Origin of the sequence: Corallococcus sp. BB11-1 (genome assembly GCF_026626625.1) — a bacterium.
In the GTDB taxonomy this organism is placed as follows: Bacteria; Myxococcota; Myxococcia; order Myxococcales; family Myxococcaceae; genus Corallococcus; species Corallococcus soli.
In genome coordinates this window covers 1-26,710 of the sequence record NZ_JAPNJY010000005.1, presented here as the reverse complement: position 1 = coordinate 26,710, position 26,710 = coordinate 1, and the positions used below count along the sequence as shown (strand labels likewise).

Annotated in this window: 24 protein-coding genes and 1 pseudogene; 5 read left to right on the top strand and 20 right to left on the bottom strand. The window is 70.8% G+C overall.

The window, feature by feature from the left end:
- Positions 1 to 32 precede the first annotated feature (32 nt).
- Complete coding sequence (locus tag OV207_RS06940) at positions 33 to 2,585, top strand: cation-translocating P-type ATPase (RefSeq protein ID WP_267553654.1); 2,553 nt, start codon at positions 33 to 35, stop codon at positions 2,583 to 2,585.
- On the opposite strand, the gene ppsA is transcribed toward OV207_RS06940, so the two are convergent.
- Together ppsA and OV207_RS37630 are read right to left on the bottom strand one after the other, a co-directional pair.
- Positions 2,530 to 4,890, bottom strand: a complete 2,361-nt coding sequence (ppsA, locus tag OV207_RS06935; RefSeq protein WP_267553653.1) for a phosphoenolpyruvate synthase — start codon at positions 4,888 to 4,890, stop codon at positions 2,530 to 2,532. The two genes, OV207_RS06940 and ppsA, sit on opposite strands and share 56 nt — an antisense overlap.
- 373 nt (positions 4,891 to 5,263) lie before the next feature.
- Entirely contained in the window at positions 5,264 to 5,512 is a 249-nt protein-coding gene (locus OV207_RS37630; protein WP_324291503.1) for a hypothetical protein, read from the bottom strand.
- Positions 5,513 to 5,748: 236 nt separating this feature from the next.
- Between OV207_RS37630 and OV207_RS06925 the strand changes: the two genes are divergently transcribed.
- Entirely contained in the window at positions 5,749 to 6,300 is a 552-nt protein-coding gene (locus OV207_RS06925; protein ID WP_193429685.1) for a hypothetical protein, read from the top strand.
- A gap of 45 nt (positions 6,301 to 6,345) precedes the next feature.
- Positions 6,346 to 7,136: pseudogene (locus OV207_RS06920) on the top strand (IS5 family transposase); the annotation flags it as partial.
- A gap of 95 nt (positions 7,137 to 7,231) precedes the next feature.
- Here OV207_RS06920 and OV207_RS06915 read toward each other — a convergent pair.
- The 14 genes from OV207_RS06915 to OV207_RS06850 all read right to left on the bottom strand — a co-directional run bounded on the left by OV207_RS06915 (position 7,232) and on the right by OV207_RS06850 (position 20,939).
- Positions 7,232 to 8,116, bottom strand: coding sequence for a DUF3014 domain-containing protein (locus OV207_RS06915; protein WP_193429684.1), 885 nt, complete (start codon positions 8,114 to 8,116; stop codon positions 7,232 to 7,234).
- A gap of 69 nt (positions 8,117 to 8,185) precedes the next feature.
- Positions 8,186 to 9,247, bottom strand: coding sequence for a hypothetical protein (locus OV207_RS06910; protein ID WP_267553650.1), 1,062 nt, complete (start codon positions 9,245 to 9,247; stop codon positions 8,186 to 8,188).
- 8 nt (positions 9,248 to 9,255) lie between these two features.
- Positions 9,256 to 10,131: a ribonuclease H-like domain-containing protein gene (locus OV207_RS06905; RefSeq protein WP_193429682.1), complete on the bottom strand. Its 876-nt coding sequence runs from the start codon at positions 10,129 to 10,131 to the stop codon at positions 9,256 to 9,258.
- Complete coding sequence (locus tag OV207_RS06900) at positions 10,131 to 10,580, bottom strand: (deoxy)nucleoside triphosphate pyrophosphohydrolase (RefSeq protein ID WP_267553648.1); 450 nt, start codon at positions 10,578 to 10,580, stop codon at positions 10,131 to 10,133. Before OV207_RS06900 ends, OV207_RS06905 begins: the two co-directional genes overlap by 1 nt.
- The gene (locus OV207_RS06895; RefSeq protein ID WP_267553645.1) at positions 10,577 to 11,716 is read right to left on the bottom strand and encodes a PQQ-binding-like beta-propeller repeat protein; all 1,140 of its coding nucleotides are present in this window, start codon (positions 11,714 to 11,716) and stop codon (positions 10,577 to 10,579) included. Before OV207_RS06895 ends, OV207_RS06900 begins: the two co-directional genes overlap by 4 nt.
- A gap of 48 nt (positions 11,717 to 11,764) precedes the next feature.
- Positions 11,765 to 12,571 (bottom strand): tetratricopeptide repeat protein, encoded by an 807-nt coding sequence (locus OV207_RS06890; RefSeq protein WP_415835325.1) that lies wholly within the window; start codon positions 12,569 to 12,571, stop codon positions 11,765 to 11,767.
- Positions 12,572 to 12,664: 93 nt separating this feature from the next.
- The gene (der, locus tag OV207_RS06885) at positions 12,665 to 14,071 is read right to left on the bottom strand and encodes a ribosome biogenesis GTPase Der (protein ID WP_193429678.1); all 1,407 of its coding nucleotides are present in this window, start codon (positions 14,069 to 14,071) and stop codon (positions 12,665 to 12,667) included.
- A gap of 73 nt (positions 14,072 to 14,144) precedes the next feature.
- Positions 14,145 to 15,098, bottom strand: coding sequence for a GTPase Era (era, locus tag OV207_RS06880; RefSeq protein WP_120544187.1), 954 nt, complete (start codon positions 15,096 to 15,098; stop codon positions 14,145 to 14,147).
- A gap of 91 nt (positions 15,099 to 15,189) precedes the next feature.
- The gene (locus OV207_RS06875) at positions 15,190 to 15,744 is read right to left on the bottom strand and encodes a peptidylprolyl isomerase (protein ID WP_193429677.1); all 555 of its coding nucleotides are present in this window, start codon (positions 15,742 to 15,744) and stop codon (positions 15,190 to 15,192) included.
- Positions 15,741 to 16,481, bottom strand: a complete 741-nt coding sequence (locus OV207_RS06870) for a peptidylprolyl isomerase (protein ID WP_267553640.1) — start codon at positions 16,479 to 16,481, stop codon at positions 15,741 to 15,743. Before OV207_RS06870 ends, OV207_RS06875 begins: the two co-directional genes overlap by 4 nt.
- 67 nt (positions 16,482 to 16,548) lie before the next feature.
- Entirely contained in the window at positions 16,549 to 17,349 is an 801-nt protein-coding gene (gene rnc / locus OV207_RS06865) for a ribonuclease III (RefSeq protein WP_227027934.1), read from the bottom strand.
- Between the two features lie 16 nt (positions 17,350 to 17,365).
- Complete coding sequence (locus OV207_RS06860; protein WP_267553638.1) at positions 17,366 to 18,229, bottom strand: hypothetical protein; 864 nt, start codon at positions 18,227 to 18,229, stop codon at positions 17,366 to 17,368.
- A complete protein-coding gene (locus OV207_RS06855) occupies positions 18,229 to 19,374 on the bottom strand; it encodes an acyl-CoA dehydrogenase family protein (RefSeq protein WP_193429674.1) in 1,146 nt (381 codons plus the stop codon). The genes OV207_RS06860 and OV207_RS06855 overlap by 1 nt, the downstream gene beginning before the upstream one ends.
- A 35-nt stretch (positions 19,375 to 19,409) precedes the next feature.
- Entirely contained in the window at positions 19,410 to 20,939 is a 1,530-nt protein-coding gene (locus tag OV207_RS06850) for an acyl-CoA carboxylase subunit beta (protein WP_193429673.1), read from the bottom strand.
- Positions 20,940 to 21,152: 213 nt separating this feature from the next.
- On the opposite strand from OV207_RS06850, the gene OV207_RS06845 reads away from it, so the two are divergent.
- On the top strand, positions 21,153 to 21,530 hold the full coding sequence (locus OV207_RS06845) for a YtxH domain-containing protein (RefSeq protein WP_267553636.1): 378 nt from the start codon (positions 21,153 to 21,155) through the stop codon (positions 21,528 to 21,530).
- A gap of 122 nt (positions 21,531 to 21,652) precedes the next feature.
- Here OV207_RS06845 and OV207_RS06840 read toward each other — a convergent pair whose 3' ends face one another.
- Complete coding sequence (locus tag OV207_RS06840; RefSeq protein ID WP_193429671.1) at positions 21,653 to 22,429, bottom strand: enoyl-CoA hydratase-related protein; 777 nt, start codon at positions 22,427 to 22,429, stop codon at positions 21,653 to 21,655.
- Positions 22,430 to 22,533: 104 nt separating this feature from the next.
- Here OV207_RS06840 and OV207_RS06835 point away from each other — a divergent pair, with 104 nt between their 5' ends.
- On the top strand, positions 22,534 to 24,489 hold the full coding sequence (locus OV207_RS06835) for a TIM44-like domain-containing protein (RefSeq protein ID WP_267553633.1): 1,956 nt from the start codon (positions 22,534 to 22,536) through the stop codon (positions 24,487 to 24,489).
- Between the two features lie 21 nt (positions 24,490 to 24,510).
- On the opposite strand, the gene OV207_RS06830 is transcribed toward OV207_RS06835, so the two are convergent.
- The 3 genes from OV207_RS06830 to OV207_RS06820 all read right to left on the bottom strand — a co-directional run.
- Positions 24,511 to 25,485 (bottom strand): hydroxymethylglutaryl-CoA lyase, encoded by a 975-nt coding sequence (locus tag OV207_RS06830; protein WP_193429669.1) that lies wholly within the window; start codon positions 25,483 to 25,485, stop codon positions 24,511 to 24,513.
- A gap of 35 nt (positions 25,486 to 25,520) precedes the next feature.
- Positions 25,521 to 26,249, bottom strand: coding sequence for a class I SAM-dependent methyltransferase (locus OV207_RS06825; RefSeq protein WP_267553632.1), 729 nt, complete (start codon positions 26,247 to 26,249; stop codon positions 25,521 to 25,523).
- A gap of 19 nt (positions 26,250 to 26,268) precedes the next feature.
- Positions 26,269 to 26,710 (bottom strand): aminotransferase class I/II-fold pyridoxal phosphate-dependent enzyme (locus OV207_RS06820; protein ID WP_267553629.1); only part of this gene is annotated, 442 nt, incomplete at its 5' end.

Below are 26,710 nucleotides of genomic sequence, written 5' to 3'. Positions count from 1 at the left end.
CCTGCTTCCAGCGTTCCCCTGGTGCGTGCCCCATGCGAATCCCTGTTCCCACCCGTCGCCTGTCTGGCGCCCTCGACGCGGTGACGGGGTTGGGTGCGGACGAGGTCCTGGCGCGGCGCGAGCGCTACGGCCGCAATGACGTGCGCGGCACGTCCCGCCGCCCGGCGCTCCACACGCTGCGCGAGGCGCTGGGGGACCCCATGCTCTGGTTCCTCCTGGGCACCAGCACGCTCTACTTCGCCCTGGGCGAGCGCACGAATGGGTGGGGGATGCTGCTGGCGGTCATCCCACTGCTGGGCATGGACGCCTTCCTGCACCACCGGACCCAGGCGTCCACGCAGGGCCTGCGCAGCCGGCTGGCCGCCCGCGCGATTCTGCTGCGCGACGGGCGCGAGGTGGACGTGCCCGCGGAGGACGTGGTGGTGGGGGACCTGGCGCGCGTGGCCGCCGGAGAGCACTTCCCGGCGGACGGCTTGCTGGTGCATGGCGAGGATCTGCAGGCGGAGGAGTCCTCGCTCACCGGTGAGTCACTGCCCGTGCGAAAGCGTCCGCTGGAACGCCTTCCTCCTGGAGAGGAGCCGGCCGTGGACGGCAGGCACTGGGGCCTGTCCGGGACGCGCCTGCTCACCGGGACGGCCTGGATGCGCGTCGTCTTCACCGGTCAGGACACGCTGTACGGAGGCATCGTCCGGTCGGCGCGGGGAGAGGCCCGCGCGCGCACGCCGCTGCAGCAGGCGGTGGCCCACCTGGTGGCGGTGCTCGTGGGCGTGGCCGCCCTGCTGTGCGCGGTGCTCGCGTTCGTGCGGTGGCGCCAGGGCTTCGGGGGGATGGACGCGCTGCTGAGCGCGGCCACGCTGGGCGTGGCGGCCCTGCCGGAGGAGTTCCCGATGGCGCTCACCTTCTTCCTGGGCGCGGGCGTCTACCGCCTGGCCCGGCGGCAGGCCCTGGTGCGGCATGCCGTCTCCGTGGAGAACATCGGCCGCGTCACCTGCATCTGCTCCGACAAGACGGGCACGCTGACGGAGGGCCGCCTCCAGGTGGCGCGCCTGCTGCCCGCGCCGGAGGTGTCCACCGGGGAGCTGCTGCGCGCCGCGGCGCGGGCTTCGCGGGAGGAGGGAGGTGATCCGCTGGACGCGGCGCTGCTGGAGGCGGCCGCGAGCGCCCCTTCACCGGAGGCCGGCGGCGCGCGCGAGGCCACGTTCCCCTTCACCGAGGAGCGCCAGCGCGAGACGTCCGTGGTGCGCGAGGGGGCCGGCCTCTTGATGGCCAGCGTGAAGGGCGCGCCGGAGCGCGTGCTGGACCTGTGCGCGCTGGCGGCCGGCGAGCGCGAGGAGTGGGAGCGGCGCGTGACGGCGCTCGCGAGCGAGGGGCGCAAGGTCATCGCATGCGCGAGCCAGACGCTGGACGCCGCGGACTGGCGCGGCGGGGAGCCGGAGCGGGGCTTCCACTTCCTGGGGCTCGTGGCGTGCGAGGATCCGGTGCGCGCCGGGGCGGAGGCGGCGGTGCGCGAGTGTCGCGACGCGGGCCTGCGCACGGTGATGGTGACAGGGGACCACCCTCGCACGGCGCTGGCGGTGGCCCGTCGCCTGGGACTGGGGGGCACGGCGCCCCGGGTGCTCACGGGGGATGCGCTGGTGGCGCGACTGGACGACGCAGGCCGTGTGCCGCCCGTGGACGTGGTGGCCCGCGCGGTGCCGGCGCAGAAGTACGCGCTGGTGAAGGCGCTGCGCCGCGAGGGCGAGGTGGTGGCCGTCACGGGCGACGGCGTGAACGACGTCCCGGCGCTCCAGGCTGCGGACGTGGGCATCGCCATGGGTGGGCGGGGAACCCGCAGTGCCCGCGAGGCGGCCTCCATCGTGCTGCTCGACGACGACTTCGGCACGCTGGTGCGCGCCATCGCGGAGGGCCGCCAGCTCTTCCAGAACCTCCAGCACTGCTTCCTCTACCTGCTGCTCGTCCACCTGCCGCTGGTGAGCACCGCGGCGCTGCTGCCGCTGGCGGGCTACCCGCTGCTGTACCTGCCCATCCACATCGTCTGGCTGGAGCTGCTCATCCATCCCACCGCGATGCTGGCCTTCCAGGAGTCCGCGCGGCCGGGGCGGCTGGCCCCCGTGCGCGGCCGGGTCCCCGCCCGCTTCTTCGCCCGGTCCGAGTGGGCCACGCTCCTGCTGGTGGGCGGGCTGACGGCGGTGGGGCTCGTCTGGGCGTATGACCGGAGCCTGAGCGCCGGCCACGACGTGGCGCACGCCAGGGCGGTGGCGCTGGCGTCGCTGTCGCTTTCGAGCGCCGGCTTCGCGGCCGTGCTCACCCGGCTGCGCACGCGCACGTCGCGCTGGGTCTGCGCGCTGACGCTCGCGTTTTCGGTGCTGCTCCTCCAGTGGCCGCCCCTGGCGACGCGCGTGGGGCTGCATCCGCTCCACGTGCACGACTGGGTGCGCGTCCTCGCGAGCGTGGCCGTCGCGTTGACGCTCCTGGCGCTCGCGCGCGTGGACCGCCCGGCAACGCGCGCCCCCCGGCCTTCCGGGGCCGTCACGCAAGGGGCCGGGCCGCATCCAGCAGCAACCGGCGCTCCGCCGCCGCGATGACGCTCCGGGCGGCGTCCACGGCCCCGGGGTCCACGGAGATGGAGGTGATGCCCGCGCGCACCAGGTGCTCCGCGAAGCCCGGGCGGTTGGACGGCGCCTGGCCGCACAGCGACGACGTGATGCCCGCCTCGTGGCTGGCCCGGATGATACGCACGATGGCGTCCAGCACCGCCGCGTCCTCCTCGTCGAAGAGCTCCGCGCACTGCTCCGAGTCCCGATCCACGCCTAGCATGAGCTGCGTCAGGTCGTTGGAGCCGATGGACACGCCCGTGATGCCCATGCGCGCGTACTCGGGGATGCGGTAGACGACGGAGGGCACCTCCGCCATCACCCACCGCTCCATCCCGCGCTGGTGTCCCAGCGGGCTTGCGTCCACGGCCTCCAGGCACGCCTCCAGCTCCCACGCCGTGCGCACGAAGGGCAGCATCAGGTGGAGGTTGGGCGTCTGCTCCCGCACCCGGGCGAGCACCTCCAGTTCCAGCCGGAACACCTCCGGCTCGCGCAGGTAGCGGTAGCAGCCGCGGAAGCCGAGCATCGGGTTGGCCTCGGGGGACTCGAAGTCCGCTCCGCCCTGAAGATTCCGGAACTCGTTCGTGCGGAAGTCCGTGGTGCGGTACACCACCGGGCGCCCGCGGAAGGCGTGGGTGATGGCCAGCAGCGCGCCGGACATCCGCTCGATGAACTCACGCTGGCGCCCCTCGGCGATGAGCTTTCGGGGGTGCGCCCCGCCCAGCGCCTCGGTGAGCATGAACTCCGCCCGCAGCAGGCCCACGCCGTCCACCGGGAGGGCCGCGGCCTCGCGGGCCTGGCCGGGAAGGGCCAGGTTCACGTAGAGCCGCGTGCCGAGCACTTCGTGGGGATGGGCCATCACCTCGCCCGTGCGAGCGGTGGCGGACGCCTCCGAGGGGCTGGCCACCGCCACGCTGGGGGAAGCGTCCGGAACACGGCCCGGCCACACGGTGCCCGCGCCACCATCCACGGTGACCTCCTCGCCGTCATGGAGCACCCGGGTGGCGGTGCGCGTCCCCACCACGCAGGGCTTGCGCAGTTCGCGGCTGACGATGGCCGCGTGGCACGTCATGCCGCCGCTGTCGGTGACGACCGCCGCCGCGCGCCGCAGCGTGGGCACCCAGTCCGGAGACGTCATCGGCGCGACGAGGATTTCCCCAGGCTCCAGCCGCGCTGCCTCGCTTGCGTCGCGCAGCACGCGCACCCGGCCCGTCGCGAGGCCCGGGGATGCACCCAGGCCGGACACGCGCGGTCGCTCCGGAGCCCCGACGGGCGCGGGCGGATTGGGGGTGGCGACATGGCCGGTCGTCACCGGCCGGGACTGCACGAGGTAGAACCGGCCGTCCGCCTCCGCCCACTCGATGTCCTGGGGGGCGCCGTAGTGTCGCTCCACGCGCAGGCCCAGCCGCGCCAGCTCCAGGACCTCCACGTCGTCAAGCACGCGCCGCCGGGCCTCTTCAGGTGAGAGCGTCTCACGCTTCTCGTGGCCCACGCCGTCGCGCACCAGGCGGAAGGCCTTCTGCCCCACGCGCGTCTCCAGCACGCGCGGTCCCATCCGATCCACCAGGTACGTGTCGGGCTCCACCTGTCCACCCACGACGACCTCGCCCAGGCCAAAGGCCGCCTCGATGACGAGGTGGCCCGTGTCGCCGGTGGCGGGGTCCGCGGTGAACATGACGCCCGAGCGCGTCGAGTCCACCATGGCTTGAACCACCACGGCGATCTCTGGCTCATCCGTGAGCCCCTGGGCCTTCCGATAGGCCACCACCCGCTGTCCGTAGGCGGAGGCCCAGCACGCCCGCAGCCGGTCGAACAGCGCTTCCTCGCCCGCCACGTTGGTGAAGGACTCGTGCATGCCCGCGAAGGAGGTGGCCGCAGTGTCCTCGGCCGTGGCCGAGGAGCGCACGGCGACAGCGGTGCATTCCCGCAGTTGGTGGTACGCGGCGAGCACGGCGGTGCTCAGCCAATCAGGCAGGGGCGCCTTGAGCACCACGCTCTGCATCTCCTTCGTGACTTCGGCGAGCGAGCGGGCATCGTCTGGCTCCACGCGCCGCCACAGCGCGCTCAGTTGGGAGCGCACCGGCCGCATGGCGTCATGGAAGGCGGAGGCGGTGATGACGAAGCCGGGAGGCACGGGCAACCCGGCGCGCGTCAGCTCCCCCAGGTTCGCGCCCTTGCCCCCGGCCCAGGCCACATCCTCGCGCGACAGGGCCTCGAACCAGAGGATGGATGGAGGACTCGCCCGCACCGGAGACGGCATCTCGGCAGGCTTTTCGGTGTGGGGGGAGGGGTCCATGATTTCAACTCCGGCAGAGGTGTCCTCCCGGAAACCTGGGGCCGGACGCATGAAGCGGCCATGGCGTGCCAGCACCACCTCAGGGAGACGGGGCATGGCATGCCAGGCGAGGTGTCCTGCGGCCCCAGCCGGTTCACGGTCTTCCAGGGAGAGCGGGGGTCAGATGCAGGACGTGCTTCCGGGAGGAAGCTGTCAACGCCGTGGCAAGTCGCTAGGCTTTGATTGCAACAGGGGGGGAACGTGATGAAGAAGCCGCCAGTACCCGAGGCCTGGATTGCCGACATCGTCTCTCAGGTAGCCGATGCCATCATCGCCACCAACGATGCCCAGGAGATCATCTTCTTCAATGCGGGGGCACGGGTCCTGAGGAGCATCAGGCCCATACTCGGCACCACCGGGCCCAGCCCTCGCGCGTCAGCAGTTCCAGGACGCGGGCGGCGATGCAGCGGGCCAGGCCGATGAGCACCAGGCCGTTGTGGTAGTGCGGCAGGTCCGGCAGGAAGAGCCACGCCAACGCGAACATCAGCACCGGCCCCACCACCCAGTTGAGCGACGACCACGCCCAGAGCAGCGGGGCGGCGACGGCAGCGGGGGTGGATTGGCCGGTTAACCGAACACCCAAGGGGGGCGTCTTCCGGGCAGATTGGTCGGTTAGTTTACATAACGCTTCTTATCAGACGTCATGACCAGGGGTTCCTGAGGGATTCTGGTGGTTCGATTCCGGGTCCTGAGGCCCCCTGGATGTCCCCTGTGCGCCACGAATGGGCCTCCAGATGACCGTCCGCCAGTGACCTTGGGATCCCTGGCCCGTGTTCACGGGCTTCCCGAGTCCGCGTCCGGCACATACGTTGCCGCCCCATGCGCTTCTTCCGACGAACCGGCATCGCCGTGCTCTGCGGCCTCACCGCGGCCCTGCTCACCGGCTGCCCCGACAAGACGTCCGAGGCCCCCCTGGATGGCGGCGTCACCGGCACCTCGGTGACCCCGGATGCGGCCCCGGACACGGTGGTCTTCACGCTCCAGTACCAGGCGCCGGACGCGGGCCTCGCGCTCATCCCGCTGGCCCTGGAGGAAAAGCCGCTCGTCGAACAGACCTCCGACCTGGAGCTGCGCAGCACGCTGCTGTTGAAGAACTACCGGGTCCGGCTCATGGACGAAGCCGACCGGGCCATGGTCTCCGACGACACCGTGACCGAAAACGAGGACGGGCTCGTCTACCGCATCCACCTGCCGCAGCCGCTCAAGACGGGCTTCTCATACACGCTGGTCGTGGACTCCCAGACCGGCACGGCGTTCCAGGACTCGCGCGGCCGCGACGTCGAGGACCTCCGCGCCGCGTTCCAGATCGCCGGCGAAAAAGAGAAGCCCAAGCCGCCCCCCGCCAAGGGCGGCAAGAAGAAGCGCAACTAGGCCGTGTCCGCAAATAGTTCGAGCGGGTGCGGTTGTTAGGAGGGCATGAGTCGAGGAGAGTTGACCGACGCCCAATGGGAGCGACTGGCCGGGCTGCTGCCACCGCAGCAGCCAGCCAGGGGGCGCCCGAACAAGGACCACCGGGAAGTGCTCAACGGCATCCTCTGGGTGCTGCGCACGGGCGCGCCATGGCGCGACGTGCCGCGGGAGCAATTCGGCAGTTGGAAGACGCTCAGCAGCCGATTCTACCGGTGGCAGGAGGCAGGAATCTGGGCCCGCGTGCTGCGGCAGTTGCAAGCCGAAGCGCACGAGGACGGGCACTTGGACTGGGCGTTGCACTTCATGGACGCCAGCGTCATTCGGGCCCACCAGCACGCGGCCGGCGCGCGAGGCACGCCGTCAAAAGGGGGGAAGCTGAAGCGCTTGGCCGCAGCCAGGGGGGCTTCTCTACCAAGCTGCACGTCCGGGCGGAGGGAGAGGGCCGGCCGCTCGTCTTCGCACTGACGGCGGGCCAGCGCCACGAGACGCAGGCCTTCGAAGCGTTGATGACGGGCGGAAGCGTCCCGCGTGCGCACTCGCCGGGTGCGCCGCGCCGCCTGCCCGACGCGCTCGTGGGCGACAAGGGCTACAGCTACAACACCCTGCGCGTCTGGTGCCGCGAGCACGGAGTGCAGGCCATCATCCCGACCCGCTCGAACCAGCCCCGGCAACGCACCTTCCGGCGTGCCGCCTACCGCAAGCGCTGCCGCGTCGAGTGCCTCTTCAACCGTTTGAAGCAGAATCGGCGAGTGGCGACGCGCTACGAAAAGCGCGCCGCCAACTATCTGGCGATGGTCCACATCGCCTCCATAAGCGCGCCGCCAACTATCTGGCGATGGTCCACATCGCCTCCATCCGCCTCTGGCTCTAGTTTGCGGACACGGCCTAGCCGCTACTGCCCGGTCTGGGACTCACCCGGGACCACCTGATCCGGCAGCGGCTCCGCTGCCGTGGGCTCCGGGCTGGGCAGCCCCAGCGCCTTGCGCATCTCCCGCAGCTTCGCCTGGATGATGCGGATGTTCCCCGGGCCCATGCGCAACAGGTGCTTCTGGGCCCGGCTCAGGCCCTCCAACTCCGGCGCCGTGTACACGTACAGCGCGCCCTTGGATTCCACCTCCACCGGCCCCGGCGACACCGGCACCGCCAGCAGGTGCTGGACGGCCCGGCCGAAGGTGTCCTCGAAGCGCTGTCCCGGCGGCGCGATCTCCCCGTACGCCTGGTCGATGAGCGGCTTCAGCTCCCGGTACACCAGCGCCGCGCCGGAGGCGTCCAGCGACCCCAGCACCCGGGCCACCAGGTCGTAGCGCGCGTAGCTCGCGGGCGCGATCGCCGTGCGGCCCTCGGAACCCAGGGCGGTCACCTCGAAGCCTCCCGGCGGCGCCATGAACAGCAGCGACGGCCTGGGGCTCTCACCCTCGGCGATGCTGTTCACGGACGACGTGAACCGGCGCGTCAGGTCGCGCTCCTCCAGCCACCGCGCCAGCTCAGGATCCACCGACAGCTTGCGCGCCAGCTCCCGGACCCGACCGTCGCTCTCCGGCAGCGACACTTCCGGTGGCGCAGGCGCCGCCACGCCCGCATCCGCCACGGCGGGCACCACGGCCGCGGGCACGGCCTCCGACTGGCGCTTCAGCCCGAAATACGAGCCCACCAGTCCCAGGACCATCACCGCGATCAGGATTCCCAGGACCTTCCCCCGCGACGGCGCCTTGGGTGGCTCGGCGTCCGGTGGCGGTGGGACTCCCGGGGGCTGATTGACGAAGTTGGGATCGCTCATGGTCCCGGACCCTACAGACAGCCCCGGGGACCATTCCACGCGCGCGTGAACAATCCGCGCGACCGGTGTTCACCGGGCGGAAGCCGGCTCGGGGGCCAGCACTTCCTCGGGCAACCGCCAGAGCTGCCCATCCTCCGGCGACAGGATGAAGCCCCCGGGCAACAGGTGCAGCGACGTGACGGCCTCCGTGGACAACGGCAGCTCCCACGCGCACACCGGACGGAGGGTGACCGGGTCCAGTTGGAGCAGGTACCACTCCCCCACCGCCAACAGGTCCTCCACCGCCACCAGCACCGCGCGCGCCGTCACGAGCCCGGTGTAGCCCGTCGCGAGCGTTCCCTGCTCCGGCAGGATGAACTCCGCCGCCATCGTTCCTTCCGGGTAGGACCAGCGCCGCACCCAGGTGCCACCCACGCCGATGAAGCTCGCGCCATCCGGGAAGAAGCCCGCCGGGTAGAAAGGCGCGTCCGCCGACGCCACCTCCGCGCCCCGCACGAGCCCCGTCGCCCCGCGCTCCAGGAACGTCAGCCACGTGCCGTCCTGGCCGCAGCTCAGCGCCGCGCCCATCACCGGCAGGCTCGGGTGCGGCATCCATTCGTGCAGGCCGTCCACGTCGTCCTCGCCCAGCGGCGCGTCGCGGCTCGTGTCCATCCCATCCACGTCGGACAGCGTCCGAGCGTCCACCAGCTGCACGGACGCCCGCCCGTCCACCACATCGCTGGTCCACAGCCCCTGGCCGGTGCTGTCGAACCCGATGGCCTGCGTGGGCCGCGTCCAGGTGCGCGCCGTCGTGCCCGCGGTGCCGCCGTCCGTCCCCAGGCCGACCATCTCGATGCGCCCCGGCCCCAGCACCGCCGCGCTCTTCAGCGACGGGTGCAGCGCGACGAGCTGCGCGGTCCGGGGCAGCTCCAGCGAACGCTCGGGTGGCCACGCCTCGCCGGCCTGGAGCACCGCGAGCCGGCGGGCACTCAGCGCGAGCCCCAGCGCGTCTCCGCCCGGACTCAGGACGAAGCCGTCCCCGGCCCACTCCGCGTCCGTCACCGGCAAGGCGGTGACGCGGGTGAGCTCCACGCGGCGGCTGGGAATGCCCCAGGGGGCGCCGGGCCGCGGCCGGCCAACCCAGGGGACCACCTGGCCGCTCAGGAATCCTGCTCCATGGCCCGCACCCGAGCGAGCGTGTCCACGTCGCTTGGGGTGGGCCCCAGTTCCAACAACAGTCGGCTCACGTCGTACAGCAGGTCCCCGCGCTCGAAGACCTTCAGCCGGGGCACGTCCAGGTTCAGGTCGTCCGCGCCCTTGTTGTAGGCCAGGTCCATCAGCGACCGGAGCTGGAACGAGTCATACAGGTTGTACTCCACCAGGTAGCGCAGGGCCGCCACGTCCCCCCGGCGCAGGTACGCGCGCCACAGCAGCACCGCGTCGTAGCCGTTGGCGCCCTTCAGGTGCGGCGGCCGGCCCACGCCCAGCTTCTCTTCAATCTCCTTCAGCCCGCCGCCCAACCCCAGCCGCCGCGTGACGAAGCGCAGGTCGATGTGCGCCTCCGGCACCGGGAAGCGCTTCTCGCCGAAGTACTCCTTCAGCACCGGCACGTCGAAGCAGGAGCCGTTGAACGTCACCCACAGCCGGCGCGCCGCCATGGCCTCCGGCAGCGCGTCCATGTTCCGGCCCTGGACGAAGACGTGCAGGCCCGCGGTGTCGAACAGGCTCACCACCGTGGGCACCTGCGTCTGGCTGCCGTCCGTCTCGATGTCGAAGTAGACGGCGTCGTCCTGGAACTCCGGGAACAGGCGCCAGTGCTCGCGCGGTGGCACCAGCCGCGCCAGCTCCTTCAAGTCCCTGCGGGCCAGCGCCTCGCGGGCCACGGCGATGCGCTCGCGGGCAATCACGTCCGCCTTGCGGCTGATGACGATGCCGCCGTCCGGGAAGTCATCCCAGGTGCGGATGCCCTTGGACCACAGGTCCTTCTCCCGCCACGGACCCACGCCGGGAATGTGCTGGAACGTGTGCAGCAGCATCAATCGAGCGCACCCATCCTTCCGGCCAGCAGGTCCTCCAGGAGCGGCACGTCCGCTTCGCAGAACGGCAGCGCCTGCATCTCCCGCGGCGTGTGGAACGCCAGCGTGTGCGCGCCCAGGGGCTTCGGTTCGCCCGACACCAGCGTGGCCGCGTACAGCACCAGCTCCACGGTGAGATCCGGATACGCGTGCCGGCCCTCCCACAGGCGGCGGCCCACGGACAGCTCCACGTCCAGCTCCTCGCGGCACTCGCGCGCCAGGGCGGCCTCGTCCGTCTCACCGGCCTCCACCTTGCCGCCGGGGAACTCCCAGAGGAGCGCCCGGCTGCCTCCGGGGAGCCGCTGCTGGACGAGGAACCGGCGCCCACCCTCCTCCGGGCCCCCGTCCCTCAAGGGCTGGGGAATCAGCGCCGCCACCACCCGCACCGTCCGGGGCACGGCGCGCGTCACCCGCGCGGCCCCTTCTCCACGTTGTTCATGTCCAGCGAGTACAGGTACGCGTTGTTGGACAGCACGTACACCCGCGAGCCCACGACGTACGGCGGCGCGGAGATGCCCCGGCCCGGGTTCCACGCCATGCGCGTCTTGCCCGTCGTCGGATCCACGAACAGCAGCGCGTTCTGGTTGGGGATCAGCAGCATTCCCCGAGCCAACACCGGAGCCAGGGCCGTCTTGTCCTTGAGGGGGAGCGACCAGATGAGCCGTCCCGTCTCCCCCAGGTAGGCGTCCACGCGACTGTCGCCGGCGGCGAACACCACCTCACCCCGGGCGAGCACCGACGTCATGCCCCCCACGCTGGTGTTCCACAGCACCGCGCCGGAGTCCGCCTCCAGCGCGTAGAGGCCGTTCTTGTACGAGGCCACGTAGAGCCGCCCCGCCGAGTCGATGGCCGGCGTGGAGTCCACGTCCAGGAACTCCGTCCCGGTGCCCGACAGGGCCTTCTCCCAGATGACGCCGCCGTCGTCGACCTTGAGCGCGACGAGGAAGCCGTCGGAGAAGCCGACGTACGCGGTGCCCTGGTCCACCTTCGGCGCGGAGGCGCCCCGGATGGTGAAGCCCGACGGAGGGTCGCGCCGGTACTGCCAGACCCACGTCCCGTCCGACGCCTTCACCGCGAACACCGTGTCGGTGTCCGAGGCCACCAGCACCAGCCCGTCCGCCAGCACCGGCACCGTGGCCAGCGACTCCTGGGTCGGGTACTTCCACTTCACCTTCCCGGTGGCGCCGTCGAGCGCGTACAGCGTCCCGTCACCGCCCGGCGCGTAGACGACGCCCTCGCTCGTCATGGCGCCCGCGAGCGCCCGGGCCCCGGTGCGGAAGGACCAGGACAGGGTGCCGTCCGGGCCCACCGCGTGGATGTACCCGTCGCGCGTCTGCGCGATGACGTTGCGGCTCTCCGGCTCGTACACCGGGGAGGCCGGCTCGCGCGGCGAGTACTCGAGCAGCGGGACCTTGTCGACCAGCCCCTTCCACCAGTCCACCCGGAAGTACTCCACCGGCGGCTGACGCGGAGCCCTGGGCAGCTCCGGGCTGCCGTAGAGCTGCGCCCGGCCACAGCCGGCCACCAGCCCCACCCCGGCCAACATCCCCACCCACCGCTTCCACCGAGCGTGCCGCATGGTCATAGCGGACGGCTACCCCGCATCCGGCGTGGCGGCGGCCGGCGGCGGCGCCGGCGTGGGCACCTTCACGCCTTCGGAGGCCAGCACCGCCATGCGCTCCGTGGCCTGACGGGCCGCGGCGCTGTTCGGGTGGTCCGTGGGGATCTTCGACAGGACCTGGGCCGCCTCGTCCTTCTTGCCCTGGAGGATGAGCATGCGCGCCTTGTGGTACTGGCCCATGCCCGCCAGGTACTCGCCCGAGTCCGCCTTCTCCATCTGCTCGAAGGAGCTGATGGCGTTGGCGAAGTCGCCCTTGGCCTCGTAGGCGTAGCCCTGGCCTTCCAGGGCGCCCGCGCGCAGGGCGTCGTTCTCCGGCACGCCCTTGAGGAACGTGGCCAGGGACGCCAGCGAGGCGTCGTACCGGCCCAGCCGGAACTCGGCCTTCGCCTGCGGCAGGGCCGCCGTCGTCGCCGCGCGCGTGCCGTCGTACTCCTTGCGGAACGCCTCCAGCGACCGGACGATCTCCTCGTCCCGGGCCTGCACCGTCGCGAACGGGGGCTCCGTGGACGAGGGGTCCGCCGGGTCCACGCCCGTCACGGGGCGATCCAGCACGGTGAGCGCCTGGCCGAACTGCATGGAGGCCGTCTCCTCGCCGCGCTTGGAGACCTCGCTGGCGATGGCGACGCCCACCGCGCCCAGCACCAGGACACCGGCACCGATGGCGAGGAACTTCTGGCGCTGCATCAGCCAGTCGCGCGCGTCCGCCCCCGCCTTCTGGAAGGCGTCCGGCTGACGAAGCTCCTGCTGGCGAATCTTCTCGGTCTTCTGCTGGGCCACGATGAGGGGACCTCTCTCGGCTCGACGGTGCTCTTCGCTTGCGAAAGCGGCGCACTGTAAAGAGCGCCCGCTGGGAGTGTCAACGAACGAGCGCGGTCAGTCGCGCCCCGCCCGCTTCCCGCCCTTGCCCTTGTTGGCCAGGTTCGGGTTCTTGCGCGCCTCGCGCTTGGCCTTGCCCGGACGCTCGCGGAAGAGCAGCCGGATGGGCACGCGCAGATCGAACGTCTTGCGGATCTGGTTGGTGATGTAGCGCTTGTACATGTCCGGCACGCCTTCCGGCGCGTTGCACGTGAGCGCGAACGTCGGCGGCGCCGCCGCCACCTGGGCGATGTAGTACAGGCGCAGCGGCTTGCTCTTCACGATGGGCGCCGGGTTGTTGTCCACCATGTAGTCCAGCAGCCGGTTGAGCTGCGGCGTGGGCGCCCGGAAGCGGAACTGCTTGGCCAGCTCCACCGCCACGTCCACCACCTTCTCCACCTTGGAGCCGTGGAGGGCGGACGTGAAGATGACCGGCGCGTAGCCCACGAACTTCAGGGCGATCTTCAGGTCGTCGCGGAACGCGTCCTGCTTGCGCTTGTCCTCCGCGATGAGATCCCACTTGTTCACCACGATGACCAGCGCGCGGCCGCGGTCCATGGACAGGCCCGCCAGCTTCGCGTCCTGATCCACGGCCGGCTCGGTGGCGTCCATCAGGAGCACCGCCACGTCGCTGCGCTCCAGCACCTTGAGCGCGGCGATGACGGAGTACTGCTCCACCTGGTGCGCGATGGTCTTCTTGCGCCGGATGCCCGCGGTGTCCGTGAGGATGAGCTCGTTGCCCTTGTACGTGACCTCGGAGTCGATGGGGTCGCGCGTGGTGCCAGCGACTTCACTGACGACGACGCGCTTCTCCTTGAGGATGGCGTTGACCAGGGTGCTCTTGCCCACGTTGGGCCGGCCGATGATGGCGACGCGGATCTTCCCGTCGTCGGGGGGCGCCTCGGCGTCCTCGCCCTCCACCTTCGGGGCGAGCTTCGCCACGACGGAGTCCATCAGGCTGCCCATGCCCAGGTTGTGCTCGGCGGAGATGCCCTGCACGTCGCCCAGGCCCAGGCGGAAGAACTCGCCCGCCAGCGACTGCATCAGCCCCGTCTCATTGTCGAGCTTGTTGGCCGCGACGACCACCGGCTTGCCGCTCTTGCGCAGGTAGTTGGCGACGGCCTCGTCCGCCGTGGACATGCCCACGCGGGCGTCCACGACGAAGATGATGACGTCGCACTCCTCCACGGCGAACTGCGCCTGCTCGCGCACCTGCTTGAGCAGCGAGTCCTTCTCACCGGGCACGAAGCCGCCCGTGTCGATGAGCGTGAAGATCCGGCCTTCCCAGTCCGCGTCGGCGTAGTGCCGGTCGCGGGTGACGCCCGGCTCGTCCTGCACGAGCGCGACGCGGCGGCCCACCAGGCGGTTGAACAGCGTGCTCTTGCCCACGTTGGGGCGACCGACAATGGCGACCAGCGGCTTCATGGAGTCTCTTTCGACAGCGACGGCAACGACGGCGACAACAAGAACGACGAGCCCTCGGACGACGACGGGCGCATCACTCGTAACCCAGCTTCCTCAAGCCCGCGGCGCGCTCGCTCCAGCGGGCCTCCACGCGCACGCGCAGGTCCAGGTAGACGTGCGCGCCCAGCAGGCGCTGCACCGACTTGCGCGCGTCCGTACCGATGAGCTTCAGCATCTGCCCCTGCTTGCCAATCAGGATGGCCTTCTGGCTGTCGCGCTCCACGTAGATGGACGCCGCGATGCGGATGAGGCCGCCCAGCTGCCCGGGGGGCGTGCCGGGGCGCGGCTCGCGCTCGGACTCGTCGAACACGTCCACCAGCACGGCGGTGGAGTACGGAATCTCCTGCCGGCAGTGCCGGAGCACCTGCTCGCGGATGTACTCGGCCACCAACACGCGCTCCTGCTGGTCCGTGAGCATGTCCTCCGCGAAGAGCGGCTCACCCTCCGGCAGGTGTCCCAGCACCACCTGGAACAGGTGCTCCACGCCGTCCTTCTCCCGGGCGGAGATGGGCACCACCTCCGCGAAGGGGAACTGCTCGCCGTACAGCGAGATCAGCGGCAGGAGCTTCTCCTTCGGGATGGCGTCGATCTTGTTGATGACCAGGAAGGTGGGCTTGCCCACCTTCTGCAGCCGCTCGAGGATGGCGCGGTTGCCCGGCGTCACGTCGATGGTCTCCCCGGCGGGGGGCTCGATGAGGAAGAGGACCAGGTCCACCTCCTCGGCCGCGGAGAGGGCGGCCTCCACCATGTAGCGGTTGAGCTCCCCCTTGGCCTGGTGGATGCCGGGCGTGTCGAGGAAGGCCACCTGCCCCTCCGGACGCGTCACCACGCCCAGGATGCGGTTGCGGGTGGTCTGCGGCTTGGGCGAGACGATGGCGATCTTCTCGCCCGTGAGCGCGTTGAGCAGCGTGCTCTTGCCCACGTTGGGTCGGCCGATGAGCGCGGCGAAGCCGGCGCGGGTTTTCTTCTGCGAGGACTGGGAGGCCATACTTCCGGAGATGATCAGTGGGCCTTCCGACAGTTGCGGGAAGGCCCCGGGGAAACGACGGTACCGCGATGAACGGGGCGACGAGGGCTGCTTAGGGCCGCGCCGTGGAGATGGTCAACGTCTGGATGCGCACGTCCCGGCGGGGACGGTCGTTCGAGTCCTTGGGAAGCTCGTTGGCGATGCGGTCCACCACGTCCTGCCCTTCCACCACCTCGCCGAAGATGGTGTGTCGGTTGTTGAGGTGGGGGGTGGGAGCCGCGGTGATGAAGAACTGACTGCCGTTCGTGTTCGGGCCGGTGTTGCCCATGGCCAGGACACCCTTCTTGTCGAAACGCCGGCCGCCCTGGAACTCATCCTCGAACCGGAAGCCCGGGCCGCCGTTGCCACGGCTGGTCGGGTCCCCGCCCTGGATCATGAAGTCCTTGATGCACCGGAAGAGCAGCGTGCCGTCGTAGAGCGGGCGGCCGTGCATGGCCTGGCTGGTGATGGGGTGCGTCCAGGCCTTCTCCCCCGTCGCCAGCCCCACGAAGTTCTCCACCGTCTTCGGCGCGTCCTGGGAGAACAGGCGCACGACGATGCGACCCTCCGTTGTATCCAGGGTGCCGTACAGGTCCTCGCCCGCCTGGGCCCGCGCCATGAAGCTCATGGCGTGGGGCTCGGGGCGACGGGGGCGTCCGCGGGGACCTTCTTCTTCACGGCGTCCTTCGCGGCGTCCTTCGCGGCGGCCGGGGCCTTGGCCGCCGGGACGCCCTTGGGCGCCTTGTCGCTCAGCGTGACGGAGACGAGCGTGACGGGCGTCTGGGGCCGGTCCTGCGCGCTGCGCGGCACGTTGCCGATCTTCTCCACCACGTCATAGCCGGAGACGACCTCGCCGAAGATGGTGTGCCGGCCGGTGAGGTGCGTGGGCGTGGAGGTGGTGATGAAGAACTGGCTGCCGTTGGTGTTCCGGCCCGCGTTGGCCATGGCCAGGATGCCCGGCTTGTCGAAGCCGCGGCCGCCCTGGAACTCGTCCTCGAAGCGGTAGCCCGGGTCACCCGTGCCGGTGCCGGTGGGGTCGCCGCCCTGGATCATGAAGCCCGGGATGACGCGGTGGAAGACGGTGCCCGCGTAGAGGGGCTTCTTCGTCACCAGCTGGCCCGTGGAGGGGTCCGTCCAGGCCTTCTCCCCCGTCGCCAGCCCCACGAAGTTCGCCACCGTGTTGGGCGCCTCCTTGGGGAAGAGCCGCACGATGATCGTGCCCTGGCTCGTCTTCAGGGTCGCGTAGAGGTCCTTGCCGGCCTGGACCTTCCTGGTCCAGGGGCCGCTGGAAGCGCCCGGGGCTGGCTCGGCGGCCAGGACTCCCACGGCGAACAGGGCCACGGTGATACCGAGAAGACGGTGCATACGAAACGCCCTCCAGGGCACGAAGGCGCGGACCCTACCCCCCACCCCCCTCCCCCTCCAAGGGCTTTCACGCCGGAGGGTCGTCCGGGGGAACCCCTGGCGTCGGGAGCTCCGGGACGACCGCCACCGTGGGTGGCACGTCTGTCCCGGTGTCCGGGGCTGCCGCGGGCGCCGTCTTCAGGCGCTCCAGCGTGGTGCGCGCGCCTGCCTGCTCGGCCTCCTTCTTGTTGCGGCCGGAGGCGCGGGCGTACACGACCTCCCCAATGCACACCTCCACCTCGAAGACCTTGGAGTGCTCCGGGCCGGACTCCGCCACCACGCGGTAGCGCGGCGACAGCTTCAGCCGCTCGTGGGACATCTCCTGGAGCAGCGTCTTGTAGTCCAGGCGGCCCGCGCCGGAGGCCACCTCCTCCAGGGGCTCGCTGAAGCAGCGGTCCACCAGCGCCAGCGCCGGCTCCAGGCCACCGTTGAGGTACACGGCGCCCAGCACCGCCTCCAGGGCGTCCGCGAGGATGGAGTTCTTGTCCCGTCCGCCCGACTGGGACTCGCCCCGGCCCAGCAGCAGCAGGTCGCCCAGGCGCAGGCCCCGCGCCACGCGCGCCAGGCCCTCCTCGTGGACGATGCGGGCGCGCATCTTGGTGAGCTCGCCCTCCGGCATGCCCGGGCAGCGGTCCATGAGCCGGTGGCTCACCGCCAGGTCCACCACCGCGTCGCCCAGGAACTCCAGGCGCTGGTTGTCCTTGAGGTTCTGGTCGCGGTTCTCGTTGGCGTACGTCTTGTGCGTCAGGGCCTCCAGCGCCAGGTCCCGCCGGGAGAACGTCACGCCCAGCCGGCCCTCCAGCGCCTGCACCCGTTCCACCAGGGTCATCTTCTCCACGGGTGTCTCACTCCTGGGGGGCGTCCGGGCCCACGAGGCGCACGGCCTCGGGGGCGACCTTCAACAGGTCCGCGACCATCCGCACGACGCCGGGGAACTCGTCCAGTTCGAAGCGGCCCGCCCACACCTTGCCCTGCGTGCCCGCCAGCATCCCCCGGAAGGTGCGCCCGGCGATGCGCGCGGCGGCGAAGCGGTAGGCCTTGCCCTCCACCTGGAACTGGGCCAGCAGCTCCAGGCTGCTGCGCGGCGGCACCAGCGCCTGGGCGCCGAACTTCTCCACGATCTCCACGAAGCGCACCGGCCCCGCGCCCGCCGTCACCGGCGTCCGGGTGAGGGTGGGCTCACCGAAGAGCGCCGCCAGGTAGCCCGTCAGCGCGCCCCGCTCGCGGAACTCCGACAGTTCGATGATGTGGCCCGCCGCGGTGGGCAGGTCCTCACCGCCGCGCACCGCCTGCGCGACGCGGAAGTTGCCCTGCCGGTCCGACACCAGCTTCACCGCGAGGTGGCCCTCCTTCACCGTCGTGGACAGCTCCAGGGACTGGGGATCCACGTCCGCGGGCAGGCCTAGGAGCTGCAACTCCTCCGAGCGGCGCTGCAGGTGGAAGACGTGGTCGCTGAAGGTGTCCAGCAGCAGCGCCTGCATCTCCTCCGCCGCGTCGATGGCGGACAGCAGGATGGGCGTCATGCCCACCACGGCGGCGGGCGAGATGGGGATGAGCCGATCCCCCACCACCTGGAAGATCACCTCGGTGATGAAGTCCCGGGTGATGGGGTTCACCAGGGACGCGGCCTCCAGGTCCAGCATCACCTCGATGCCGGAGGGCTCCTCCCGCACCTGGAGCCCCAGCTCCCGTAACCGAGCGGTGTCCATCAGGCCCCTTTGAACGTTTCGCGGGCGATGATGGTGCGCTGGATCTCGCTCGTGCCCTCGCCAATCTCACAGAGCTTGGCGTCGCGCAGGTAGCGCTCCACGGGGAACTCGCGCGTGTAGCCGTAGCCGCCGTGGATCTGCACGGCCTTGTTGCAGCCGCGCATGGCCGCCTCGGAGGCGAACAGCTTCGCCATGGAGGCCTCCTCCGAATAGGGCTGGCCGGCGTCCGCGAGCCGCGCCGCGCGGTGCACCAAGAGGCGCGCCGCCTCCAGCTCCGTCTTCATGTCCGCCATCATCCAGCGCAGGCCCTGGAACTCGCCAATGGGCTGGCCGAACGCGGTGCGGTCCTTCGAGTACGCCACCGACTCCTCCAGCGCCCCGCGCAGGAGGCCCACCGACAGCGCGCCGATGGTGATTCGGCCCTTGTCGAGGATCTTCAGCGTGTCGATGAAGCCCCGGTCCACCTCGCCCACGATGGCGTCGTCGCCCAGCTCCACGTTCTCCAGGATGAGCTCCGCCGTGTCGGAGGAGCGCATGCCCAGCTTGCCGTGGATGGCGCGCTGGCTGAAGCCCGGCACGCCCTTCTCCAGCACGAAGGCGGTGATGCCCTTCTGGCGCTTCTCCGGCGACGTGAGCGCCAGCACCACGAACACGTCACCCACCGTGCCCTGGGTGATGAACATCTTGGCGCCGTTGAGCACCCACTTGTCGCCCTTGCGGACCGCGGTGGTGCGCATGCCGGACGCGTCCGAACCGGATCCCGGCTCGGTGAGGCCCCACGCGCCCAGCCACTCGCCGGAGGCCAGCTTCGGCAGGTAGCGCTGGTGCTGCGCCTTGTTTCCGAAGACGCGGACGTGGCTGGTGCCCAGGCCGTTGTGGCTGGCCACCGTGAGGGCGAGCGAGCCGTCGTAGCGGGCGATCTCCTCCACCGCCACCGCCACGGCGAGCGAGTCCATGGCCGCCCCGCCGTACTCCTCGGAGACGAGCATGCCCAGCACGCCCAGCTGGCCCAGCTCCTTCACCACCTCCATGGGGAACTTCTCGTCCTTGTCCCACTCGCGCGCATAGGGCTTCACGCGGCGTTCGCAGAATTCACGGAGGGAGGCCTGGAGGGCGCGGTGGCTGTCGGGGAGTTCGAAGTCCATGGTCGGGGCGGGAATCTAGCTCAGGTGGGGACGGCTCAAACGGGATAGACGCCGTGCTTCTTTTCGGCGCGGGGCTGGAAGCGCTCCGCGTAGAGCGCATAACGCTGCAACAGCTCCCCGCGCAGGGAATCCCCGGGGATGACCGCGTCGATGATGAGCTCGCTGGCCAGCTTGTAGATGTCCACGTCCTCTTTGTACTCGTCGCGCAGCTTCTGGACGTAGGCCGGCCGCTCGGCTTCCGGCAGCTCTTGAATCTTGTTGAAGTAGACGGCGTTCACCGCCGCCTCCGGGCCCATCACGGCGATCATCGCCTGGGGCAGCGCCAGGGTGGCCTCCGGGGCGAAGCCGGGGCCGCTCATTGCGTAGAGGCCCGCGCCGTAGGCCTTGCGCACCACCACGCAGATGCGCGGCACGCTGGCCTCCGACACCGCGGAGATCATCTTCGCGCCCGCGCGGATGATGCCCGCCCGCTCCACCTTGGTGCCGATCATGAACCCCGGCACGTCCGCCAGGTACAGCAGCGGGATGTTGAACGCGTCGCACAGCCAGATGAACCGGGCCGCCTTGTCCGCGCTGTCCACGAACAGCACGCCGCCCTTGTACTTGGGCTGGTTCGCCACGATGCCCACCGGCTGCCCGCCGATGCGCGCAAGGCCGGTGATCAGCTCCTGGGCGAAGAGCTTCTTCACCTCGAACCAGCTGCCCTCGTCGATGAGCTCCGTGATGAGGGCGTGCATGTCGAAGGGCTTGTTCTGATCCGGCGGGATGATCTCATCCACGCGCTTGCCGCTGTGCTTCGGGGCCTTCAGCTCCGCGCGCGGCGCCGGCTTCGTGAAGTTCTCCGGGAAGAACGCCAGGTACCGCTTCGCCGCGGCGATGGCCTCCTGCTCCGTCTTCACCAGCACGTCGCCCACGCCGGACACGGAGCAGTGCATCTTCGCGCCGCCCATCTCCTCCAGCGTGACCTTCTCCCCGATGACCATCTCCGCCATGCGCGGGCTGCCCAGGTACATGGACGCGTTGCCGTCCACCATGATGACCAGGTCACAGAACGCGGGGATGTACGCGCCGCCGGCGGCGGACGGTCCGAAGAGCAGGCAGATCTGCGGCACCACGCCCGACAGGTGCACCTCGTTGTAGAAGATGCGGCCCGCGCCCCGGCGGCCGGGGAACATGTCCACCTGGTCGGTGATGCGCGCGCCCGCGGAGTCCACCAGGTACAGCAGCGGACAGCGGGACGCCTTCGCCGTCTCCTGGATGCGGAGGATCTTCTCCACCGTGCGGGCGCCCCAGCTTCCCGCCTTCACCGTGGAGTCGTTGGCCATGATGGCCACGGTGCGGCCGGCGATGCGCCCGAGCCCCGTGATGACGCCGTCGGAGGGCAGATCCGCGTCCAGGTTGTTGGCGAGCTTGCCGTCCTCCACGAACGAGTCCGCGTCCACCAGCAGGCGGATGCGCTCGCGGGCGAAGAGCTTGCCGGCCTCCGCGTTCTTGGCGTGGTACTTGGGCGCGCCACCCTTCTCCACCTGGGCGATCGTCTCGAGCAGCTTCTGGTCGTAGGACATGGCCCGGGCCACATACCAAAAAGCCCCTGGCCTGGCTGCCTTCTTGCCATGGGTCCCACCGGACATGCCGTCCACCGGACGACGCATGGGGCTACGACGAAGCACGTCTGGGGGCTGGCACCGGAGGCTTCCCTGCCTACCTTGATGTTGCACGAGGGGGGTGCACCCAGGCGGGCCACCCCACCCGTGATTCATCCGGCCCAGGAGGGACCCATGTTCGGAGCGAAGAAGACGTGGCAGGCGAAGGCTTTGGCCAAGAGCAAGATCTACCGCCAGTTCCTGGCGCACCAGCTGCTTGACCAGGTTCCCGAGTACGCCGGACAGGCCTCGAAGAGGGCCCGGAAGTCCTGGGACAACTTCGACCCCGACGACGCGCTGCGGTATGTGGGGTTGACGACGTACAAGCCGGCGAGCACGGGCCTGGGCGGCCTGGGCGCGTTCCTGCTGGGCGCCGCCGCGGGCAGCGTCGTGGCCCTGCTGCTGGCGCCGCGTCCGGGCACCGAGCTGCGCACCACCGTCAAGGACAAGGCGATGGGCTACATCAACAAGCAGGGCGTGAACATCGGCGGTGAGAAGACCGCGAGCGCCTGAGCGCACGCCGTGACGGGTGAGGCACCCGTCACCCCGCGCTGAAGGACGCCTTACGGGCGGTGTCAGGGGCGGAAGGTCCGCGGGCGACCGCGGGCTTGCCGCCCCTGTCGCTTTCGCGCGGCTCAGCGGCCTTTATAGACAGGGGGACGCTTCTCCGCGAACGCGCGGAGCCCTTCCAGCCGGTCCTCCGTCTTGAGCACCTCCTCGTACTTCTTCAGCTCCAGGGCGAGCGCATCGTCCAGCTCCAGGCCCGTGCCCTCGTCGATGGCGTGCTTCGCCGTGGCCACCGCCACGGGCGCGTTCTCCACGACGGCCTCCGCCAGCTGGAAGGCGACCTGGAGCAGGTGCCCCTCCGGGGCCAGCCGGTTGACCAGGCCGATGCTGAAGGCCTCCGCCGCGTTGACGCGCCGGGCGGTGAGGATGAGGTCCTTGGCGCGCCCCGGGCCAATGAGCCGGGACAGCCGCTGCGTGCCGCCGCCGCCGGGGATGATGCCCAGCTTCACCTCGGTGAGGCCCAGCTCGGTGGCGGGCGAGGCGACGCGCAGGTCGCACGCCAGGGCCAGCTCCGTGCCGCCGCCGAAGGCCGCGCCGTTGATGGCGGCGATGAAGACGCAGTCGCTCTTCTCCACGGCGCGGAAGGTGCTGCGCAGGCCGTCCAGGAAGGCGCGCACCTCCGGCTCCGCCATGCCGGCGCGCTCCTTGAGGTCCGCGCCCGCGCAGAAGGCCTTGTCGCCCGCGCCCGTGATGATGACCGCGCGCACGTCGCGGCTGGAGGACACGCGGGCCACGAGCTGGCCCAGCTCCTGGAGCATGGCGCGGCTGATGGCGTTGCGGCGGCTCTCCCCGTCGATGGTCCAGATCTCGATGGCGCCGCGGGCGTCGACCTTGAACTCCGGCATCTTCGCTCCCCGTGTCGGGCCGCGTCGGGCGGCCCGCGTGAATGGCGCGCAGCCTGCGACCGGTTCTCCAGTCTGGCAAGCCGTAAACGGATAGGATTCCACCCATGCCTTCGTGCCCTCCGACGAAACGCCACTGGCAATGGTCGCCTGGACTGCGCACCGTCCTCGCCCTGCTCGTGCTGGCCCTCCCCCTGGTGGCCCTGGCGCGCGGCGGCGGCGGCGAGCACTACACCTCCGGGCGTGACCGGGGTGGTGGCGGCGGGGGTGGCGACGGCCTGCCCCTCTGGCTCCTCTTCGACCTGGTGCGGATGATCTTCCTGTACCCGAAGGTCACCCTGCCCCTGCTGCTGGTGGGCGGCGGGCTGTACTGGCTCTACAAGCGCAACCTGCACCCCACGGCCACCACGCGGAGGGCGTTGGATCAACGCGAGGCGGAGGTGCGCACGGAGGTGTCCAGCCGCGACGTGCAGGGCTGGGTCAACGCGCTGAAGCTCAAGGACCCGTCCTTCGAGCTGCAGCCCACGCTGGACAAGGTGCGCTGGCTCTTCCTGGAGCTGCAGAAGTCGTGGTTCCGCCGCGACATGACGCCCGTGCGCCCCTTCCTGTCGGACGCGACGTGGCAGCGCTTCAACGTGCAGTTGGAGCTCATGCGCGCCCAGGGCGTGCGCGACGCGCTGGCGGACATGGACGTGCAGGACGTGCAGCTCATCGGGCTGCACCAGACGAACTGGTACGACAGCATCCACGTCCGCGTGCGCGCCAGCATCCGGGACACGGACGTGCCCGCGGACCAGACGGACGCGCAGGCCATGGCCGCCGCGAAGAAGGTCGCGGCGGAGTCCTTCACGGAGGTGTGGACCTTCGTGCGCAAGCCCGGGGCGCAGACGCGCATCGGCGAGGACCTGTTCCAGGGCAAGTGCCCCAACTGCGGCGCCCCGTACAAGGGCGGCGCGTCCAACACCTGCGGCTTCTGCGACGCGGTGGTGAACTCCGGCAACTACGACTGGACGCTGGCGGAGATCACCCAGGGCGTGGAGCACGTGCGCCACCACAAGCAGGTGGACGGCCTGATGCAGGCCCGCGCGGATGATCCGGCCCTCAACCTGGAGATGCTGGAGGACCGCGCGTCGCTGCTGTTCTGGAAGTGGATCGACGCGCAGAGCCGCAACGAGACGAAGCGCCTGTCCAAGGTCGCCAACGCGGAGGCCATCACCCGGCTGTCGTCGGAGCTGGACGAGCTGGGCAAGCGGGGCCGCCGGCGCGTCTTCCTGGAGTGCGCGGTGGGCGCGGTGGACGTGCGCGCGCTGGAGGTGCACCCGGGTTCGTTCGACGAGGCCCAGGTGGAGATCCGCTGGAGCGCGCGCATGGGCATCGGGCCCGTGAACGAGCGGCCGCCGAGCCTCCCCACCGTGCCCCAGCGCTGGGTCTTCACGCTGGTGCGCCGCCATGGCGCGAAGACGAACACGGACACCGGCATGTCCACGGACCGCTGCCCGCAGTGCAACGCGCCGACCACCAACACCGGCGCCAACACCTGCGAGTTCTGCGGCACCGTGCTGGGCAACGGCGAGCGGGACTGGGTGCTCGCGTCCGCCCTCCCCTTCGAGTCCTGGAACGTCCGGCAGGATCAGCGCCACTCGGCCGCGTCCGCCCGCCACCAGCAGGCGCGCGCGGAGGAGCGCGGCGCGGTGGTGGCCCCGGCCGACGGCGACCGGGTGATGACGGACCAGAAGGAGCGCGAGCGGCTGCTCTACATGATGGCCTCCATCGCAGCGTCCGACGGCGACGTCTCCAACGCCGAGCGCAAGCTGCTCAAGCTGTGCGCGGAGCGCTGGAGCGTGTCCTGGGCCAACGTGGAGATGGCGCTCAACGCCGGCCCCCAGCTCTTCGAGCGGCTGGTGCCGCGCGGCAGCCCGGAGGCGGAGGTGTTCCTGCGCCACATCGTGGAGATGGCGCTCGTCGACGGCCGCATCGACCGCAAGGAGCGCAAGATGCTGGAGATCGCGGCCCAGCACCTGGGCCTCGAGTCCCGCCTGCCGGAGCTGCTGGGGGACCACTAGGAAGCGCGGTCCCCCGGGGGCTCAGGTCTGCGCGCGGCGGGAGGACTTCTTCTCCCGCTCGCCCAGCGCGGCCTGGAGGTACTTGCCCGCGAGCTTGCGGCCAATCAGCTCCTGGGCGATCTCCCCGGCCTCCACCAGCTTGTCCAGGTCGATGCCGGTGTCCACGCCCATGCCGTGCAGCATGAACACGGCGTCCTCGGAGGCCAGGTTGCCCGCGGCCCCGGGGGCGTAGGGACAGCCGCCCAGCCCTCCGATGCTCGCGTCGAACGTGGTGACGCCCGCGGACAGGCCGACCAGCGCGTTGGCCAGCGCGGTGCCCCGGGTGTCGTGCAGGTGCAGGGCCAGGGTGTCCACCGGCATGTGCGCCAGCAGGGCGCCCAGGATTTCCTCCGTCTGCCGGGGGGTGCCCACGCCAATCGTGTCGCCCAGGCTGAGCTGGTAGATGCCCGCGTCCACGAGCTGGCGGCAGATGTCCACCACGCGCTCCACCGGGACGTGGCCCTCGTAGGGGCAGCCCCAGACGGTGGACAGGTAGCCGCGCACGCGCATCCCGGCCTTGCGGGCGGCGGCGGTGACCTCCTTCGCGCCGGCCAGCGCCTCCGCGATGGTCTTGTTGATGTTCTTCTTGGAGTGGGCCTCCGAGGCGGAGATGAACACCGCGGCCTCCTCCAGGCCCGCCGCCTGCGCGCGCTCCAGGCCCTTGAGGTTGGGCACCAGCGCGGAGAAGACGACGCCCGGACGGCGGCCCACCAGCTTGAACAGCTCCTCCGCGTCCGCGAGCTGGGGGATCCACTTGGGTGACACGAACGACGTCACCTCGATGCGCTTCTCCCCCGCCGCGACCAGCGCGTTGATGAGCCGCGCCTTGTCCCGGGTGGGCAGTGTCCTCAGTTCGTTCTGGAGGCCGTCGCGGGGACCGACCTCATAGACGTCGACCTTGCGGGGCAGCTGCCCCAACAGGCCGACCCGCGTTCGCGCTGGTTCTTTCGGATCCACTTGGACGTGTCCTGGGCGCGGTACGCGGGCCTGGTTCAGCCCTGCCGGAGCCCTGCTCCCACGATGAGGTCGGTCGAGTCGGGTGTCATCGGCCCGCCATCCAGGCCTCCGTGCACCCATGCCATCGAAAAGCCCGTGCTTTCCAACAGCCCCCTGAGTTCCGCAAGAGGATAGTAACGAATGGCGTACGCCGCTCGCAGCACGCGTCCCTCCGGCAGCGTCAATTGGCGCTGCCCCACGTCCCTCCCACGCATCGCGTCGAAGCGGCTCTCCTCCTCCAGGAGACTCCCATCCGGTAACCGCTCCCGGAACGCCGCGCCCGGGGATCGCGCCAGCCGCTCGTACGGCACCGTCTGGAAGACGAGCAGCCCCCCGGGCCTGAGCACCCGCGCCACCTCGCGCAGCACCTGGACGTGCTCCTCGTCGGAGAAGGCGAAGAGTGTCGAATACCAGGCGTAGGCGCCCCCCAGCGACCCGGCCTGGAAGGGCAGCGCCCGCAGGTCGCCCCGCACCACCGGGAAGCCGGGCCGGCGCAGGCGCAGCGACAGCGGATCCCGCTCCAGCCCCACCACCCGCCCGGCCAGCGCGCCCTCCGCGTTGAGCCGCGCCGCATGACGCCCGTGGCCACAGCCCAGGTCCACCACGGGCCCGTCCACGGACGCGAACGCCCGGGCCAGGTACTCCGCTTCCCGGGCCGTCACCTCCTCGGAGAGGAACGGCAGCGTGCTGCGCAGGTACAGCTCCCCGAAGAAGTCGTCGGACACGGGCGCGCCGGGCGGGGCTTCAGCGCTTCGCCGCGGCGAGCGCGGGCAGCTTCTCGCGCAGCCGGCGCGCGGCCTCGTCGAGCACCCCTTCCGTCTTGCAGAAGGCGAAGCGCGCGAAGCGCTGGCCCAGGTGCCGGTGCTCCGCGCCGTAGAAGACGCTGGGGGGGATGCCCGCCACGCCCACCTGCGTCACCAGGTGCCGGCAGAAGGCCACGTCGTCCTCGAAGTCGTAGCCCGCGATGTCCGCGAGGATGAAGTAGCTGCCCTCGGGGGAATGCGCGGTGAGCCCCGCCGCGCGCAGGCCCGCGAGCAGCCGCTCACGCTTCGCGGTGTAGAGCGCCGTCAGCCCCTGGAAGTACGCGTCCGGCATCCGCAGCGCCACGGCCATGGCCGCCTGGAACGGGGACGCGGTGGCGAAGGTGACGAACTGGTGCGCGCGCTGCACGGCGTCCCGCAGGGGC